This window comes from Rhodoferax sp. (genome assembly GCF_018063565.1).
Lineage (GTDB): Bacteria > Pseudomonadota > Gammaproteobacteria > Burkholderiales > Burkholderiaceae_C > Rhodoferax.
On sequence record NZ_JAGPBB010000083.1, the window covers coordinates 1 to 16337 of the forward strand.

At 57.6% G+C, this 16337-nt stretch carries 14 protein-coding genes; 7 read left to right on the forward strand and 7 right to left on the reverse strand.

Translation table 11 applies throughout. The features are described 5' to 3' along the window. Positions 1–7: 7 nt before the first annotated feature. From KBF66_RS19650 to KBF66_RS15685, 5 genes are read right to left on the reverse strand one after another with little or no spacing between them, the layout of a single operon-like run. Complete coding sequence (locus tag KBF66_RS19650; RefSeq protein ID WP_365732550.1) at positions 8–316, reverse strand: cation:proton antiporter; 309 nt, start codon at positions 314–316, stop codon at positions 8–10. Between the two features lie 15 nt (positions 317–331). Beyond that, positions 332–1723, reverse strand: a complete 1392-nt coding sequence (locus tag KBF66_RS15670) for an efflux transporter outer membrane subunit (RefSeq protein ID WP_296659216.1) — start codon at positions 1721–1723, stop codon at positions 332–334. Then, positions 1720–4776: an efflux RND transporter permease subunit gene (locus tag KBF66_RS15675; RefSeq protein WP_296659220.1), complete on the reverse strand. Its 3057-nt coding sequence runs from the start codon at positions 4774–4776 to the stop codon at positions 1720–1722. Before KBF66_RS15675 ends, KBF66_RS15670 begins: the two co-directional genes overlap by 4 nt. 22 nt (positions 4777–4798) lie before the next feature. Next, positions 4799–5902 (reverse strand): efflux RND transporter periplasmic adaptor subunit, encoded by a 1104-nt coding sequence (locus KBF66_RS15680; RefSeq protein ID WP_296659223.1) that lies wholly within the window; start codon positions 5900–5902, stop codon positions 4799–4801. After that, the gene (locus KBF66_RS15685; protein WP_296659225.1) at positions 5895–6269 is read right to left on the reverse strand and encodes a hypothetical protein; all 375 of its coding nucleotides are present in this window, start codon (positions 6267–6269) and stop codon (positions 5895–5897) included. Before KBF66_RS15685 ends, KBF66_RS15680 begins: the two co-directional genes overlap by 8 nt. A 168-nt stretch (positions 6270–6437) precedes the next feature. Between KBF66_RS15685 and KBF66_RS15690 the strand changes: the two genes are divergently transcribed. Then, entirely contained in the window at positions 6438–7697 is a 1260-nt protein-coding gene (locus KBF66_RS15690; RefSeq protein WP_296659228.1) for a putative Na+/H+ antiporter, read from the forward strand. A gap of 40 nt (positions 7698–7737) precedes the next feature. Here KBF66_RS15690 and KBF66_RS15695 read toward each other — a convergent pair whose 3' ends face one another. Next, on the reverse strand, positions 7738–8370 hold the full coding sequence (locus tag KBF66_RS15695; protein ID WP_296659231.1) for a hypothetical protein: 633 nt from the start codon (positions 8368–8370) through the stop codon (positions 7738–7740). A gap of 353 nt (positions 8371–8723) precedes the next feature. Here KBF66_RS15695 and KBF66_RS15700 point away from each other — a divergent pair, with 353 nt between their 5' ends. The 6 genes from KBF66_RS15700 (at position 8724) to KBF66_RS15725 (ending at position 15716) form a co-directional block, all read left to right on the forward strand. Beyond that, positions 8724–8921, forward strand: coding sequence for a hypothetical protein (locus KBF66_RS15700; protein ID WP_296659235.1), 198 nt, complete (start codon positions 8724–8726; stop codon positions 8919–8921). 11 nt (positions 8922–8932) lie between these two features. Next, a complete protein-coding gene (locus KBF66_RS15705; RefSeq protein ID WP_296659238.1) occupies positions 8933–9148 on the forward strand; it encodes a hypothetical protein in 216 nt (71 codons plus the stop codon). Positions 9149–9184: 36 nt separating this feature from the next. Then, complete coding sequence (locus tag KBF66_RS15710; protein WP_296659241.1) at positions 9185–11389, forward strand: patatin-like phospholipase family protein; 2205 nt, start codon at positions 9185–9187, stop codon at positions 11387–11389. A 36-nt stretch (positions 11390–11425) separates the two neighbouring features. Further along, entirely contained in the window at positions 11426–12085 is a 660-nt protein-coding gene (locus KBF66_RS15715) for an OmpA family protein (protein ID WP_296659243.1), read from the forward strand. A 259-nt stretch (positions 12086–12344) separates the two neighbouring features. Further along, complete coding sequence (locus KBF66_RS15720) at positions 12345–14372, forward strand: mechanosensitive ion channel domain-containing protein (protein WP_296659246.1); 2028 nt, start codon at positions 12345–12347, stop codon at positions 14370–14372. Positions 14373–14375: 3 nt separating this feature from the next. After that, positions 14376–15716, forward strand: a complete 1341-nt coding sequence (locus KBF66_RS15725) for a cation:proton antiporter (protein ID WP_296659249.1) — start codon at positions 14376–14378, stop codon at positions 15714–15716. A 157-nt stretch (positions 15717–15873) separates the two neighbouring features. On the opposite strand, the gene KBF66_RS15730 is transcribed toward KBF66_RS15725, so the two are convergent. Then, the gene (locus tag KBF66_RS15730; RefSeq protein ID WP_296659252.1) at positions 15874–16197 is read right to left on the reverse strand and encodes a MipA/OmpV family protein; all 324 of its coding nucleotides are present in this window, start codon (positions 16195–16197) and stop codon (positions 15874–15876) included. Positions 16198–16337 lie beyond the last annotated feature (140 nt).

A 16337-nucleotide genomic window follows, 5' to 3' on the forward strand; every position in this document is an offset into this window, starting at 1 on the left:
GAGCTTCTCAAAGCTGACTGAAAAAGTGAGTACTTGGCCAACACCATCGAAGAATGCAAGGCGGTGCACGCCCGCAAGTCAATGCGTCGGCCCAAATCTCTGGTTTGGCCAGTCCCCGAAAGTCCAGCTTCAGACCGATTGAAAACAGCATCAAGGTGATGCCCAGGTTGGCGACCCACTGCAAGCATTCAGGTGGTGTCAGCCCTGTGATGTTGTAGGCAAATCCCGCCAGCAAAAAGCCAACCATCGGAGGCAGCCCGATTCGACTGAAAACCAAACCGAAGACTAGCGCAAAACCAATCAACGTCACCAGCATGCGGTGCCGTCAGATTTAGGGCATGCCGACGCGCCAACCGCCGCCCAGTGCGCGGTAGAGCTGAACCACTGCTTGATATTGTGTGCGCATCAGTTGAGACAGCGCAACTTCGCTGTCAAAGAGTTGACGCTCGGCATCGAGCACTTCAAAATAGCTAGAAATACCGGATAGGTAGCGGGCACGTGAAATTCGTGCGCGATCGCGATTAGCCACCACCACCCGATGGCTGGCGTCGCGCTGTCTACCTAGTTCTTCAAGCGAGATGAGGGCATCGCTAACTTCCCGGAAGGCCTGACGAATTGTGGCTTGGTATTGTTCTACCAAAATGCGCTGCTGCGCCTGCGCCAATTCAACGCCAGACTGCAAACGACCTGCGTCGAACAGCGGCAGGCCGATGGCAGGCTGGAGCGACCAGGCATACCGACCGCTGTTGAACAATTGGCTCAAGGCGGGACTGGCAAAACCGAGCATGGTGCTTAGCGAAACACGCGGAAGAAAGGCTTTGCGTGCAGCCTCGACATTTGCGCTAGCACCACGCAACGACTCTTCTGCAGCAAGGATGTCAGGGCGGCGCTGCAGCAGGTCAGAAGGCAAACCAGCCCAGGTGTCGGTGGGCAGCAACACAGCATCAAGGTCCACCGAGCGAACGATGGGGCCAGGATTGCGACCCACCAAGACCGACAACGCATTCTCGGTTTGCGCTAGGCGCCTGCGCTGATCTGCAATGGACTGCTCGGAAGATGCGACCAGTGATTCGGACTGGCGCACATCCAGAATCGAGGACACCCCCTCGTCAAACCGGGCACGCGTCAGGCGCAAAGACTGTTGCCGACTGGCCAGCGTGCGCTGGGTAATGGCAAGTTGGTTGTCCAGGTCAAGCAGGTCGAGGTACAGCGTGGAAACCTGTGCTGCGATGCTGATTCGCATACCCTGCGCCAGCGCGGCGCTGGAGAGCAGGTCGCGCCGGGCAGCCTCGGTGCCAGCGGCAAGCCGACCCCACAAATCAATCTCCCACGCAGGCATGACCAAGCCCAGGTTGGCACTTTCGCTAACCTTGTTAGAAACAGGGTCTGCGCCCGGCATGCGTTGCCGGGTTGCCGAGCCAGCCACATTGATGGATGGCAACAGCGCGGCCCGCTCCAGCCCGTACTGCGCGCGCGCCAGTTCAACCCGCTCGACGGCAACACGCAGATCACTGTTGCCGATTAGCGCCTCTTCAATCAGCGCTGTCAATTCGGGCACCTCAAACACCTGTGACCATGCCCGGTCTGCAAGGCTGGCGGGACTGGTGGGAGCTGAAGTCTGGTGCGCCCATTGAGCGGGCACCGTAGCCTCAGGCATGACGTAGGGCACCGACTGGCAGGCCGATAGAGCCAGAGCAGACCCCGCAAGCAAAATACGCTTCATGCGGCAGCTCCCTGCTCGGTAGGACGAACTCTGAAGAACGCGCAGTACAACAGCGGCACCACCACCAGGGTCAGTCCAGTTGCGAAAATAAGGCCAAACATGATCGTGACCGCCATGCTGCGAAAGAACGGATCAACCAATAATGGGGCTACCCCCAGCACGGTGGTTGCCGCTCCCAAAAATACTGGCCGGGCGCGGCTCACGGCGGCGTCTAGCACCGCCTGGTAGCGCGGCTTGCCCTCGCGTATCTCTACATCGATCTGGTCCACTAGCACGATCGCATTCTTGATCATCATTCCCGTCAGACTCAACACACCCAGAATCGCCATGAACTCAAACGGTGCTTGAAACACCAGCAAGCCGAACGCCACCCCAACCACCGCCAGCGGCACCGTGAGCCAGATCACCGCAGTCTGGCGAAAGGCGTTGAACATCACCAGAACGGCCAGCACCATTGCCACAAATCCATAAGGTACAAAGGCCGCCAGACCCGCGTTGGCTTCAGTAGACGCCTTGTGCTCGCCGTGCCACTCAAGCACATAGCCTGGTGGCAACTCGATAGCCTCAATCTTCGGGCGCAAGCGTTCAAACAGCGGGGCAGACAGCGTCCCGGCGGGCGGATCGCACTGCGCCTTGATCATCGGGAAGCGGTCTTCGCGGCGAATGATCGCGTTCTCCCAGCGGGTGTCGATGTTCTTAATAAACTGGCTGGCCGGAACGAAGCGCCCCGCCGTCTGGCTAAACACCTGTACGTTTCGCAAATCTTCAACACCTTCGCGCTCGGTCAGCGGTGCACGGGCGATGATGGGAATGAGTTTCTCTCGCTCGCGGTAAACACCAATCTGCTGGCCGCTGAAATTGCGCTCCAGCGCACCGGCGATTTCAGATGGGAGCACGCCTGCCCGCTGTACGTCTTCGACGGCAAAGCGTGGGCGCACCACCGGCACCTGCTGACGCCAGTCGTCCTGGATGGCCAGCGCCTCGGCATCGCTCGCCATGATCGACTTGGCCTCATCCGCCAGGCGGCGCAGCACATCGGGGTCTGGCCCGCGGAAGGCAGCTTCGATTTTCTTGCCACCGCCACGTCCGAGCATGAACTTCCACACCTTGATGTCGGCCTGCGGAAAGGCCTGCGCCAACTCGGGCTGCAGGCTGGCGATCAGGCCTGCAATGTCTTCAAAACGCTCAACATCAATCAACAACTGGCCGTAAGCCGGATTGGGGTCTTCCGGACGGTAGGTCAGCATAAAACGCATCCCGCCTTGCCCGGTGAAACTTGTCACATGCGTGACACCGGGTTTGGCGAGTACTTTTTTCTCGGCTGCTTCCACCACACCAACTGTGCTGCTGATGTCCGTGCCTTGTGGCAGGTACAAGTCCACTACAAACTGTGGACGCGCCGATTCAGGCATAAAGCCGGGTGGCACAAAGCCAAACGCGACGACACCCGCAGCCAGCATCCCCAGCAACACCACTCCGCTCAGGCGGCGGCGGTTTATCGTGGCCCGCAACAGCGATCGGTAGGTTTGCAGCACTCGGCCTTCGGGTGCAGCGCTGGCATTGGCTTTGACCTTGAGGAATGCCACGCAAAACAAGGGTGTGAGCGTGATGGCAAACAGCCAGGACAGCAGCATCGAGTACAGGATGACCCAGAATAGCGAGCCCGCATACTCACCCATGTCGGTCGGCGACAGGCCAATCGCGCTAAAAGCCAGGATGCCCACCACCGTGCCGCCGAGCAGTGGCCACACGGTGGCCTGCACCACCGCGCTTGCCGCTACAGGTGCCGACTCGCCATTTTGCATGCGAACCAGGATGCCATCGGTGACCACAATGGCGTTGTCAACCAGCATGCCCAGCGCGATGATCAGCGCCCCAAGCGAGATGCGTTGCATGGCGATACCATCCATGAACATCGCGATCAGCGTACCAGCTACCGTCAGCACCAGTACCGCGCCGATGATCAGACCGCTGCGCAGCCCCATGAAAATCAGCAGCACCACCACCACTATCGCCACAGCGCCGGCCAGATTGGCAACGAAGTTGTCCACCGCTGCGCGCACCGAGTCCGACTGGTATGAAACCACGTTGAGTTCCATTCCGACCGGGCGCTGGCTATCCAGACTTGCAAGCCGATGTTTGACAGCGTCCCCCATTTGCACCACGTTGCCGCCCAGAACATTGGAGATGCCCAAACCAATGGCAGGCCGACCATCGTGGCGCATCAAAGCGGCCGGCGGTGTGGTGCAGTCACGGCTGATGTCGGCAATGTCCTCCAGTCGCACCAGACCATTGGTGGCATTGCCAGCCACTACCAGGCCCTTAAGCGCTTGCACCGACTCCACCGTGGCTTCGGGCTGAATCTGCAGGCGCAGCGGGCCGGCCAGCAGGTTGCCCGCCGGGTTGATGATGTTCTGCGCCCGCAGTGTGGCGTACACCTTGTCCAGCGGAATCCCGAATTGTGCGGCACGGGCACGCGAGATTTCAACGAACAGCGCCTCTTTGCGCTCGCCTAGCAAAGCTACCCGCGCCACACCCGGCACCAGCACCAGCTCGCGGCGCAGAAAATCCACATAGTCATACAACTGCCGGGGCGTATAGCCGTCGCCAGTTACCGCGTAAAAGAGCGCAAATACATCTCCAAAATCGCCTTTCACCACCGGCTGAGCCGCTCCCGGCGGCAGCGCACGGGAGACATCGGCGATCTTGCTGCGTAGCTTGTTCCAGACCTGGTCAAGATCAGCCTGGCTGCCTGCAAAGGCGAGTTTGGCCTCGACCTTGACCAAGGATTCACCTGTACGAGAAACTGAAGTGACCGATTTCACCTCCTGCATCTGCTGTACAGCGCCTTCAATGAGGTCTGTCACCTCTTCGGCCACTTGTGCCGGCGATGCGCCGGGGTAGGATGTGACCACGACCGCCTGGCGGATCACGAACTCGGGATCCTCAAAGCGACCCAATCGCTCATAGGACATGTAGCCGCCCAGCAGCACCAGCACGGTCGCCACCCAAGCGATCACCGACTTGCGGAGTGTGTATTCAGCAATATTCACGGCAAATTCCTATCACCGCGCACTACCGAACATCTAGCGGGCGAACCTGCATGCCCTCGCGCAACGCGCTGACACCGGCGGTGACGATGCGTTGCTTAGCATTCAGACCCGAGACCACAGCAATCTGCCCCCCCCGCACTGCTCCGAGCACCACGTTAGCGCGTGCCACTTGCCCACCATTGCCCACCACCCAGACAAACTTGTCTCCCGTGGCATCGGTAGCAATGGCGGTCAGCGGAATCGACAAGGCCGGGCTCACTGAGTTAGATTTGCCAGAAAATGGCAAAACCGTCACGGACATGCCGGGCAGCAACGTCAGTCCGGGTGGTCGTGATTTAAGCGTCAGTACGATCTCATATGTCTGTGTCTGCGGGTCGGCCTCTGTGGCGTACGACTTGAGTGTTACGGGCACGGGCTGGTCTTCGTGCTCCTCGAAAAATGCCATGGCTGTGGACTGCGAACCCTGGTTGCGCAGCAGTCGCTGCGGGACATGGATCACTACCTCCAGCGAACTGAGGTCTTGCAATTCAGCGATGGCCTGTTTTGCTTGCACATTGGCAAAGGTTTCTAGCCGTCGGCGCGTGACGACCCCGGAAAACGGGGCCTTGATACGTGTGTCGGCCAGGTCTTGTTGGGCTGCTGCGAGGTTGGTGCGCGCCACCTCCAGCCTGCTGCGCCGGTCATCGACTTCTGAGCGCGCCACCGCCTGCTCTGTTTCCCACAGACGTTGATAACGCTCCAGGTCAATTTTGGCGCGGTCGAACTCCGCTTGTGTTGCATTTACACGGGCTTTGAAAACGGCATCATCGAGCCGCGCCACCACCTGCCCGGCTTGCACCCGAGTGCCTTCGCTCAAGTTGAACTCGGCGACGAAGCCAGGCACATTGAAGGACAATTCGGCGCGCTTGGCCGCGCGCAGCCGCCCTGGAAACCGCGAACTTGCACTCGAGTCAGTCGCGCCAACTTCCTGAATTATTGCCGGTCGAACCACCGGCGTGGGCGCAGATTCCGGAACATTCTTGCTGCAACCAGTCATCGCCAACGTTACCAAAGATAACACTGCGCCCAGGCCGGTGGTGAATTGCCCGCTCCACTTGGCATCCATTGTTCGTTGTTGGTTAGGCATGTAGCATCACCTGTGCGTGAATAAGGTGGTCAGTATGGTGGGAGTAATCGCGATCGGCATTGTTTCGGGCTCCATTGGAGATGATGCCTCGTGCAGCACCTGACGCTGCACTGCGGCCGAAGTCGACATAGCCACCGAACATCGCACAGTTCAATACATCCCGGGTGATCCCGTTCAACCTACCAGCACCTTCAGGAGTATGTAGGTGTGACTGATCCTTGGTGTAAAGATGACAACCATTGGCATTGCCGAACCGATAGCTGTCCCTGTCGTGGCGCGGCTGAATATCGGCGGCAGTCGCTCCGAGCGCGAGCAATCGCATCGCCGCAGTGTTGAATGGCGAATCTGGCAAGCAGTATTTACTCATGAACTTCCTAATCATCCGCTGCTGAATGCAAACTCACTGAATGCTCTCATGAGGCGATCACGTTGGCGGAAGATCTAACCCATTTTGGGCGCCTACACAGAAAGAGCATTCTTGCTGTCCGATGATTGCGTGTTAGATGTGCCGACTTTTCAACCCGGATTCTCAAAAATGCAACAACTGCCTATTGACTTGATTGCTGCGATCCTATTTGCAGTCGCATTGCTGCACACGTTTTCTGCAAAGCACATTGAACACTTAAGCCACCGATTCCCGCGTCACGCAGGCCTATTCCATTTATTGGGTGAGGTCGAGGTGGTTTTTGGGTTTTGGGCCATCGTGCTGGTGTTGATGATGGCGATAGTCACTGGTGGTGACAAAGCTTTGGCGTACGTTGAGTCACGCCAATATACCGAACCACTGTTCGTGTTTGTGGTGATGGTGATCGCCGCTTCCAGACCGATTTTGCAACTCGTGACGCAAGGCATCACTTTGATTGCTCAGCAGTTACCGGTTAGAAATGCGGTGGCAATTGCTTGGCTTGGGCTGGCTGCTGTGCCGCTGCTGGGATCGGCCATCACAGAACCTGCAGCAATGACGATCGCGGCGCTGATGTTGGCCCCGCAAGTTTTTCGAGCCGGTGTGCCGGAGCGACTAAAGTATCTTGGGCTGGGCGTACTTTTTGTCAATGTTTCAATTGGAGGCACCATGACCTCGTTTGCAGCCCCTCCGGTTCTAATGGTGGCAGCAACTTGGAATTGGGATTCTGCTTACATGTTGGCCACGTTTGGTTGGAAGGCAAGTATCGCGGTGTTGTTGAATGCGACTTTCGCTGTGTATCTCTTGCGCGAACACTTGCTCGATATTCCTGTTAAATCAAGTGCAATGGAGCACGAGCCTGTGCCCTTAGCACTGGTCCTGGTGCACGTCACATTTTTGGCCGCAGTGGTCGTGCTTGCCCATCATCCGGTTGCCTTCTTAGGAATTTTTCTCATGTTTCTCGGTGTTACGCAGGCGTATGAACGCCATCAGGACCCCCTCATCCTCAAAGAGGCGTTGCTGGTGGCATTCTTTTTGGCCGGGCTGGTGGTGCTGGGTGGCATGCAGCAATGGTGGCTTCAGCCAATTGTGTCGGGAATGAGTCCACAGGTTTTGTTCGTCGGGGCGACTTTGATGACCGCGTTCACCGACAACGCAGCGTTAACCTATTTGGGCTCGCTCATAGAGGGTATATCGGAACCAGCGAAGTACAGCCTGATGGCGGGTGCGGTGGCTGGTGGTGGACTCACGATGATCGCCAACGCGCCAAACCCAGCCGGCATAGCCCTGTTAAGACGGGGCTTTGAGGATGAGTCGATTGGTGCAACAGAGCTGCTGGCAGGGGCCGTGGTGCCGACGCTGATTGCCATGGCGGCATTCGCATTGCTGTAAATTGCCCAGCGCATTGGTTGGTGCCGACGGATCCGTCGTTTCAGCGAGGCGACTTTATCGTCCCACCCGCAGTGGCGCGCGCATCTGCATCGCGCAAGGCTGTCATGATCTCGTCGGCCACGGCAATAAGTCTCGTCACGCTCTCGCGCGTGAAGTCGCGCAACTCGGGTTCAATCCGATCTGTGCTCGCTATCCATCCCGCCGGAACTTTGCGAACAAAATGCTGCACCTCCAACTGAGCTAGCTTGCGCCGGGTGGTTTCACGTGGGACACCTGTGATGCTGGTAATGTCGCGAATGCGCAGAGGTTTGATCTGGTTCTCATCTTCAACTGCCCGACCCCGCGCTGAAAGGATGGCACTGGGCAGAGATCCCGGCGGCATCAGATGGGCAACTCCTTGATGCGCCAGTACCCCAATGATCATCAACGCTTCGTAATCGTTTTTTGCCAGCAGTCGCCCGAATCGGAGCATGTGTTCAATCAGGAAGCGGTTGGTCGCAAAGAACACGGTGCTGAACGCTGCGTCGAAAGCAGTCTCGAAATTCTTTAGCTTACCCAGCTCCGCTATCTGTTGGAAGTTCTTCGATGGCCTTGGTGCCAGAGTGGCGGTGTTGTACATGACAAGTGCAGGAAGGTTGAAGACCGGCAATTCATATCCGGGGAAAGTGGACATTTAAGCCCACTGGAGTGGCCTCTGGAACTCACGCTGCTCAAAATGGGAATCCACGCTGACCTTGATCGCTTTGGCTGGGAACCCTTCCTACCCAAATCTGAGTTTCTGGAAAGACAGAGTGGGTCGCCTGCGCCCTAGACATTTCAGCAAGCGAAGCTGTCTTCGACGGGGATCACGTCTGTGCCCGGCACTGTTGCGAGTGCAACGACTCGTTTCCTTCGTGGATGAATCAATCATAAATATTTATCGGCACGCCCAATTTGGGCATAGCTGCCGATTTCGGCGTCTTGTCAAAGCACACTCGCGCAACAGGGCTTGAATTGCCTGTACCGCAGTGTTCCCAGGAGAAACTCATGTCGAAAAAACTATTGCCCGTTGCCGTTTTGGTGCTTGGTGTTGCTGCATGCAGCAGCAACAAGGTGGTTCGCGCACCGCTGGACATCACCATCGGCCAACAACTCATTGATCTCAAAAAAGCGCACACCAGCGGCGCGCTCAGCGCCGCAGAGTACGACCAGCAACGCGCACGGCTCATCAACAACGTCAAGTAAAGGAATGGCCCATGAAGAAACTGATTGTTTGCTGCGCCGCACTGGTCTTTGGCACCTTGGTGATGAGTGGCTGCAGCAGTAGCCGAACCAATGTCACAGTACAGGAATCCACCAGCATCTCCAAGGGGCAGGAATTAACCGACCTGCAACGCGCCTTGAACGAGGGCGCCATCACGGAGCGTGAGTACGAGAGGGTCCGAGGGATTTTGTTTAAACGCCCCTATTGATCACCCTTTGAACCGCCGCGGATTGACGCCATCAGAATGATGAGGTCTTTGCGGCCACAGCGCGTCCTGTTTGGCCTGCTGTGTGGTGCGCTGTGCAGCGCGGTACTGGCAGCACCCCGGCCACAGATCGGGCTAGCCCTCTCAGGGGGTGGCGCGCGAGGCTTTTCCCATGTCGGTGTGCTCAAAGTGCTCGAAGAACTGCGTGTGCCGGTGGACTGTGTGGTGGGCACCAGTGCTGGCTCGGCCGTTGGTGCGGCCTATGCCCTGGGCTGGTCGCCGCAGGTGATCGAGTCGCGCCTGAACCAGGCCGATTGGGAAACCGACATTTTTGATGACAAACCCTCACGCACCGAAGTGCCGCTGCGGCGCAAAGCCCGCGCCGGTGCCGAGCCCATTGGGGTGACGCTCGGTGTCGATGCCCAGGGACTCAAAGCCGGCCCTGGCGTGTTGGCGGGACAGAAAATCTCACTGTTTCTGCACGAGTTTCTGGGCAGTTCCACCGACTGGGCGTCATTTGACCAATTGCCGATCCCGTTTCGGGCGGTCACCACCGACTTGGTCACGGGTGCCCGCGTGCTGCCACCAAGCGGCAGTCTGGTCGACACGGTACGGGCAAGCATGGCCGTGCCGGGCGCCTTTGCGCCGGTGCGCCAGGGTGCTGCGCAGTTGGTGGATGGTGGTCTGACTCAGAACTTGCCCGTGGAGTCGGTGCGCGCACTGTGTGCCGACACCGTGATTGCGGTCAATGTGGGCACACCGTTGCTGAAATCCGATGAAATCTCTGGCGTGTTCAGTGTGGCGCTTCAGGTGATCAGCATCCAGATGGAGCAGAACATCCGCGCGTCGATGGCAGCCTTGACGCCGCATGACATCCTGATCACACCGGAACTCTCCGACATCAGCCCCTTGGACTTTGCCAGTGGCACAAAGGGGATACCTGCTGGCGAGGCCGCGGCACTGAAGGCCTCGGCGGCGCTAAAAACTCTGGCCCTGAGCGAAACTGACTATGCACATTGGCAGGCCGCGCGGGCGGAGCGCCGGCCCCGCGCGCCCTTGGTGGCCAGCTTGGCAGTGGGTGAAACGCGTTATGTTGACCCGGCCTATTTCTCATTGCCCAGCAGTGCCTCAAATGGTGGTCCGGCCGAGGTCGACGTGGCTGGCTTGCACCGCAAGATTCGGCAATGGACGGGTAGCGGCGACTTTTCTCTGATCGGTTATGCCCTGCGCCCGGCAACCAGCGGCTACCAGCTCCAGATCGACCCACAAGAAAGCAGCGTCGGCCCCAATTACTTACAACTGGGCTTCTCGGGTATCACCGACACAAGCGGCCATAGCGACTTTGTGTTGCAAGCAGCACTGAGCAAACGCTGGATGAACACTTGGGGTGCGGAGTGGCTCAGCGTGGTGCGTCTGGGCAAGACGCGCAGTGTCAGCACGGAGTGGTTTCAGCCCTTGGGGGTGGGCAGTGCGGCCTATGTGCAGCCGCGGCTGCAGATCTCACAAGAGCCCCGCACGGTGTACCTGGGTGATGAGGCGGTAGGTGAGTTTTCGTTGCGCCGCGCGGACTTCGAACTGGGGGTGGGCTTGCAGGGACGTTTGGGCGATGTGCGCCTGGCCTGGTTGCAATCAGATTTGACGGTTTCGCCCAATGTGGGTCTGACGCAGATCGCACCCAGCCAGACACGGCTGCAGGGCTGGCGACTGCGTGGCCTGTATGACCAACTTGACGATCCGGATTTTCCGCGCAGCGGCAGCGCCTTGAGCGTGGAGGCTTTCTCCGCGCATGCGCCGTCATCGGATGGCTCGCGTTACCAGCGCTGGGGTGTCGATGGGGTGACCGCATTCACCCGTGGGGACCACACCCTGCGTTTGTCGACGCGCTGGACCCGCATCAACGCCGGCACCGATAGTTTGGCCGATGTGGTCGGTGTGGGTGGACTGTTCAACCTGTCAGGCTACCAGCCGGGGCAGTTTCTGGGGCGCGAGGTGTGGCAGGGTGCTGCGACCTACTACCGGCGGTTGCTGCCTTTGCCTCAGCCTTTTGGCAACGGCTTGTTTGCTGGCGTGTCGCTGGAGGTGGCGCGCATTGATGACCCGGTGGGCAGCACCCAGGCCAGCTTGCAACGGACGGGCTCTGCACTGTTTTTAGGGGCATCTACCGCGCTGGGGCCGGCGTTTTTGGCACTGGGGTTGGCACAGGGTGGAAACCGCACGCTGTATGTTTATCTGGGGCGGCCGTGAGTCTGATCACCGTAGTAATTTTTTATGGAGAAACCTATGTACCTATCCGAGAATTTTCTTAAACGCACTACACCATGGTTGCTACCTGTCGTCGTGGTCGGTTTAGTTGGCTGCGCCGAACTGAGTGAGCGCCAAAAAGGCACTGTAACCGGCACCGCGGTGGGTGTTGTGGCTGGAGCAGCCATAAGTAGCGCCACAGGAGGACGCGCCGGTACTGGAGCCCTAATTGGCGGAACGATCGGTGCAGTGGTTGGAAATCTGTGGTCCAAGCGCATGCAGGAACGCCAGTTGGCAATGGAGAAAGCCACTGCCGGCTCAGGCATCGAGGTCTCACGTACCACCGATAACCAACTAAGAGTGAACGTGCCAAGCGATCTTTCATTTGCAGTAGGACGTGCTGACCTACAACCGTCGTTACGCCCAGTCCTTGATCAGTTCTCCCAAGGGCTGGACAGCTCAGTGCGCGTCCTGATTGTTGGCCACACCGACAGCACTGGCAGCGATGCGATCAACGACCCCCTATCCCTAACGCGTGCTAAGACGGTGCGGGACTATTTGTCCAGTCGGGGTGTGTCTGAATACCAGATGGAAATTGCGGGTCGAGGTTCGCGCGAGCCACTCCTGGACAACGAAAGCGATGCAAGCCGGGCTAGGAATCGACGGGTAGAAATCTTTCTGCGGGAACCCGGCGCGTAAGGGTTTCTCCTCCGCAACTGTCTGCAAGCGCTAGGTATTGGTGTCGCATTCGCGATTGGAAGATAAATCTCAAAACCCACTTGACGAGATGATGAATATCGCGCGTGTAACTCTATTTATAGTCGCGGCGGCCTTGGTAGTAAATGCTTCAGGCCAAGTGCCCGGACTGCCACGTTTTTTGGGTGGTTCAACCAGTGCAGCAGCAGTAGCCAGCGCGCCTGAGGTCCCCACTGAAGACTGGCCCCAGCGCCTGAGCAGTTTGGAACAGTCTTATGAACAGTGGCGTGAGCTCCAGGATCCAAGCTATGACGAATTGCGCCGCAATGCTGCGCGTTTGATCGAGCAGCTAGGCAGCTTTATTCAGCAGCGCAAGTCGGAACCCGGGCAAGGTGCTGCGGGCGTCGATATGCCAGCGCTGGCAACTGCCGGTAAAACAGCACCGTTTTCGATGCTCGACGTGGATGCGTTGCGTGACTTGCGCGACCATGGTGCTGCCCAGCAGCGCACGCTCGGCAATGCCCTGGCGTTGCAAGAGGAAGAAGTGGTGCAGGCCCTGGCGCAACTCAAGAAAGCGGGGGAGACGCTTCGATTGCGTCAAGAACGTGCTGCGCGCGCGTCTTCCAATGCCGTAGATGCGACGTTGACCGTCACGTTGGAACTAGCCCGATTGGGGCAGATTCAGGCTGAGTTGCAGGTGGCGCAGTCCGTGCAGGCCCGAGCTAGTGCCCGCTCTGGCCGTGACGCCTGGAACGAGCCACTGTCACGGATGGATCAGGAGATAGAACGGGTAAGGCCGCACCAGCATCTCAGTCAACAAGATCTGGCGATGATTCGTGAGCAGTCGGAAGCGGCCACTGGCCGTTGGGAGACCCGCCGACTTCAAGCGACACAGACCCTAACTCGGCTCGAATCCGGACGACTGCGAGAAGCTTACCCGTTACAGACGCAGGCTTTTCAGGCACGGGTGCGGGCGCTGCTGGAGCTGCGTGTTTTGGCCCGCGGAAAGCTACAAGCGTGGGAGTATCGACAGCAGGCGCTAGATGCGACGGCCGATCCTGCTCAAACCGCACAGATGGGGCAAGTGCTCGATACAGCGCTGTCCCAGATCACAAGTCGTTTGCGCGCAGAAGAAGACCAGCGCGATCTGCTGCTGGCCGAACAGCGGTCGTACACGTCGCGCCAGATCGGCAGCGCCGTGAGCGACCCGAAGCAAAGCAAGTTGCTCTCCGATCTGAGTGAGCTGATCGACCTGCATGAGCAAAAACGCGAGCAACTGGCGCGATTGCGCGTGTTGTTGACCCGCTCACGCGAGGATTTGAACCTGTCGGCGCAACAGCAGGGTCTGGCCGGATGGGTGGGCCACGCGGGTGCTGTGGTGTCGCAAGGATTGACACGCATGTGGCAGTTTGAGCTGTTCAGCGCTACGGAGTCCTCTCAGGTCAATGGGCAAACGGTGACGGTGGATTATGGTGTGACGGTGGGCAAGAGCATCGGCGTTGTGGTGCTATTCGTGCTGGGTTACTGGGCGGTCAGCAACATGGCGCGCATGTTGACCCGTGCGCTGGTGCAACGTGCCGGCATGTCCGAGGCACTAGCACGGGTGCTTGACCGCTGGGTGATGTCGCTGCTGGTCATCGTGGTGTTTTTGGTTGTGCTGCGCATGGCACGCGTGCCCCTGACCTTGTTTGCATTTTTGGGCGGTGCGCTGGCGATCGGCTTTGGTTTTGGCGCACAAAACGTGATCAAGAACCTGATCAGCGGCGCCATCATTTTGTTTGAGCGCAAGGTGCGGGTGGGCGATGTGGTCACCATCGGCGGCATCAGCGGCACGGTGACTGCCGTGGACTTGCGCGCCAGCACCGTGCGCGGCTTTGACGGCGTGATGTCGATAGTGCCGAATTCGTTCTTGCTGGAGCAACAGGTGAGCAGTTGGAGTTTTGGCGAGCCAGCGCTGCGCCGCTCGATCACCGTGGGTGTTGCCTACGGGTCCGACACCGCGTTGACGATTGCGCTGATACAACAGTGCGCTCAAGAACATCCGATGGTGTTTTCAGAGCCCGCGGCAGTAGTCTTGCTTGAAGACTTTGCAGCCGACGGCCTGCTGTTTCGCCTGAATTTCTGGATTGCACACAGCCGCCCTCGCACCGGCCCCGAGATCGAAAGTGATTTGCGACTGGCCATCGAGGCGGCACTGACCAAGGCCGGGCTGAGCATTCCGTTTCCGCAGCGCGATGTGCATTTGCAGGTTACGCAGCCGATTCCGGTGCAATGTGCGCCAATTCATTAAATCTTGTCATCAATTCTTTCCCGCATTGAGCCTACATATTTTCATTTCAATAGATATAAATTAAATATGGAAACACAAATACTCTCAATCGGATTGCTCGTATTCTTTTCACATTTTTTATCTCTGCAATTCCGAAAAACTAATATTCCTGATGTTCTAATATTGATGTTTTTTGGAATTATGATGGGTCCATTACTTGGAATCGTCTTGCCTGAACATTTTGGTAAGGTCGGGTTTATCGTAGCAACAATTGCATTGGTGGTTATCCTGTTTGAAAGTGGCACCTCATTAGACCTTCAAATGCTGGGAAGCTCGATGAGCACCACAGGAAAGCTCACGTTTGCATGTTTGGCGTTGACGGCATTGATCGTCATTACGTTCGGGCACTTTGTTCTTGACCTCAACTGGATAGCCAGTGGTCTGCTGGGAATCATATTGGCTGGCACCTCATCGGCTGTCGTGATCCCGATGATTGGGTCGCTGAGGCTGAGTGAAAAGGCTTCTTCCGTGCTCATTCTGGAATCGGCGTTGACTGATGTTATTTGTATCGTCGGAGTGTTCTCCTTGCTTCAGGTCGCAGCGCAAGGTGGCGTCGAACCCGGGAAACTCATTGGCAGCATCTTGGCCTCGTTGATATTTGCTGTGATCATCGGCGTGGTCGGCGGCATTGCATGGCTGCTGGTATTGAGTAAAGTTCGAGGTTTTCCGAATACCATTTCATCAACTTTGGCCTTTGTATTTATTGTTTATGGTGTAACTGAGACGCTTGGATTTTCAGGTGCAATCGCAGCACTGGCGATGGGCATTGCATTGAATAACTACGATAAATTGGATATAAAAAGAATAAAAGCATTCACCAAACAAGAAATCACACCCCTCACACAAATGGATTTGAGTTTTTATGCTGAAGCAGTTTTTTTGCTTAAGACATTTTTCTTCGTATTTCTTGGTATATCTATAAAGTTTCAAACAATCAGCATCGCCATGATCACGTTCGTCATGATTGTGATCGTATTCGGTGCCCGCGTGGCGTTGTCTCGCTTTGTTTACAGGGGCCAAGAGTTTGGGCTGCGCGATGCGGCGATCAGTTCGATGATGGCGCCAAAGGGGCTGGCTGCGGCTGTTCTGGCTGTGGTGCCATTGCAGTACGGCATCGTTGGTGGTGAAGTGATCAGGGACACAGCCAACATGGCGGTGCTCATCAGCATTTCCTTGTGTGCCTTGCTGGTGATGGTCTATCCGTTGAGTGGCGTACAGCGAGCTTACTCACGGCTCTTTGGCAAGCCTTTGGAATGCAATGACCCCAGCGATCAATCTCAACGTGATGATTCGGAGCAGAAATAGTACGGATAGAAACTTGAGCTCAAGCCGGCGTATTAGCGGTGCTACGCGCGGTCGTCGATTTGAATTTCGGAGGTTTTAAGGGCTTAGTCGACATTCTTCTCGGGCTGCGACCCAGAACAAAGGGGCCGTTGGCATGCCATCAGACCACCATGTTCAACTAACGCCACGTATAGACCAGGCCAGAGCCCAGCATCCATTGCGTTGCGTTGCCACGCACGCGCACCAGTGGGCTGTCTGCTGCGCCACCAACCAGCCTTTGCCAGCGTGCACCCACCACCACGTGCCAGCTTTGCGATAGGTGAACCAGACCGCCCAGCAACAAACGAATATCTGTCAGCCCGCCACCAGGTTCATAGCTTCGCCCCGCCAGGCTTGGAAAAAGATGACTGTCTTCGGAACTCACGCCAAAATAGGTTGATTGAAATCCGGCGGTACCAAATCCAACCCCTGCGCTGGCGCTGGCGGTAAGCCAAGGCAACACGGGTTTTAGCCAGTGCGGTAATGTCCCAGGTAGTGGTGTAAGTTATTGACCGAACTGCAAGGCGCGAAGGGCGTAGCCCGAAGCGGCTTGCAGTTCGGTGGGGCCATCTGTTTTGGGGTGGCCATTGTGAGTTCCGGATA

Bases quoted from the DNA above. Each gene is read 5' to 3' on its own strand.
- KBF66_RS19650 (WP_365732550.1), bottom strand. From the start codon at position 316: ATGCTGGTGACGTTGATTGGTTTTGCGCTAGTCTTCGGTTTGGTTTTC.
- KBF66_RS15715 (WP_296659243.1), top strand. From the start codon at position 11,426: ATGTACCTATCCGAGAATTTTCTTAAACGCACTACACCATGGTTGCTA.
- KBF66_RS15680 (WP_296659223.1), bottom strand. From the start codon at position 5,902: ATGCCTAACCAACAACGAACAATGGATGCCAAGTGGAGCGGGCAATTC.
- KBF66_RS15690 (WP_296659228.1), top strand. From the start codon at position 6,438: ATGCAACAACTGCCTATTGACTTGATTGCTGCGATCCTATTTGCAGTC.
- KBF66_RS15685 (WP_296659225.1), bottom strand. From the start codon at position 6,269: ATGAGTAAATACTGCTTGCCAGATTCGCCATTCAACACTGCGGCGATG.
- KBF66_RS15710 (WP_296659241.1), top strand. From the start codon at position 9,185: ATGATGAGGTCTTTGCGGCCACAGCGCGTCCTGTTTGGCCTGCTGTGT.
- KBF66_RS15705 (WP_296659238.1), top strand. From the start codon at position 8,933: ATGAAGAAACTGATTGTTTGCTGCGCCGCACTGGTCTTTGGCACCTTG.
- KBF66_RS15695 (WP_296659231.1), bottom strand. From the start codon at position 8,370: ATGTCCACTTTCCCCGGATATGAATTGCCGGTCTTCAACCTTCCTGCA.
- KBF66_RS15670 (WP_296659216.1), bottom strand. From the start codon at position 1,723: ATGAAGCGTATTTTGCTTGCGGGGTCTGCTCTGGCTCTATCGGCCTGC.
- KBF66_RS15700 (WP_296659235.1), top strand. From the start codon at position 8,724: ATGTCGAAAAAACTATTGCCCGTTGCCGTTTTGGTGCTTGGTGTTGCT.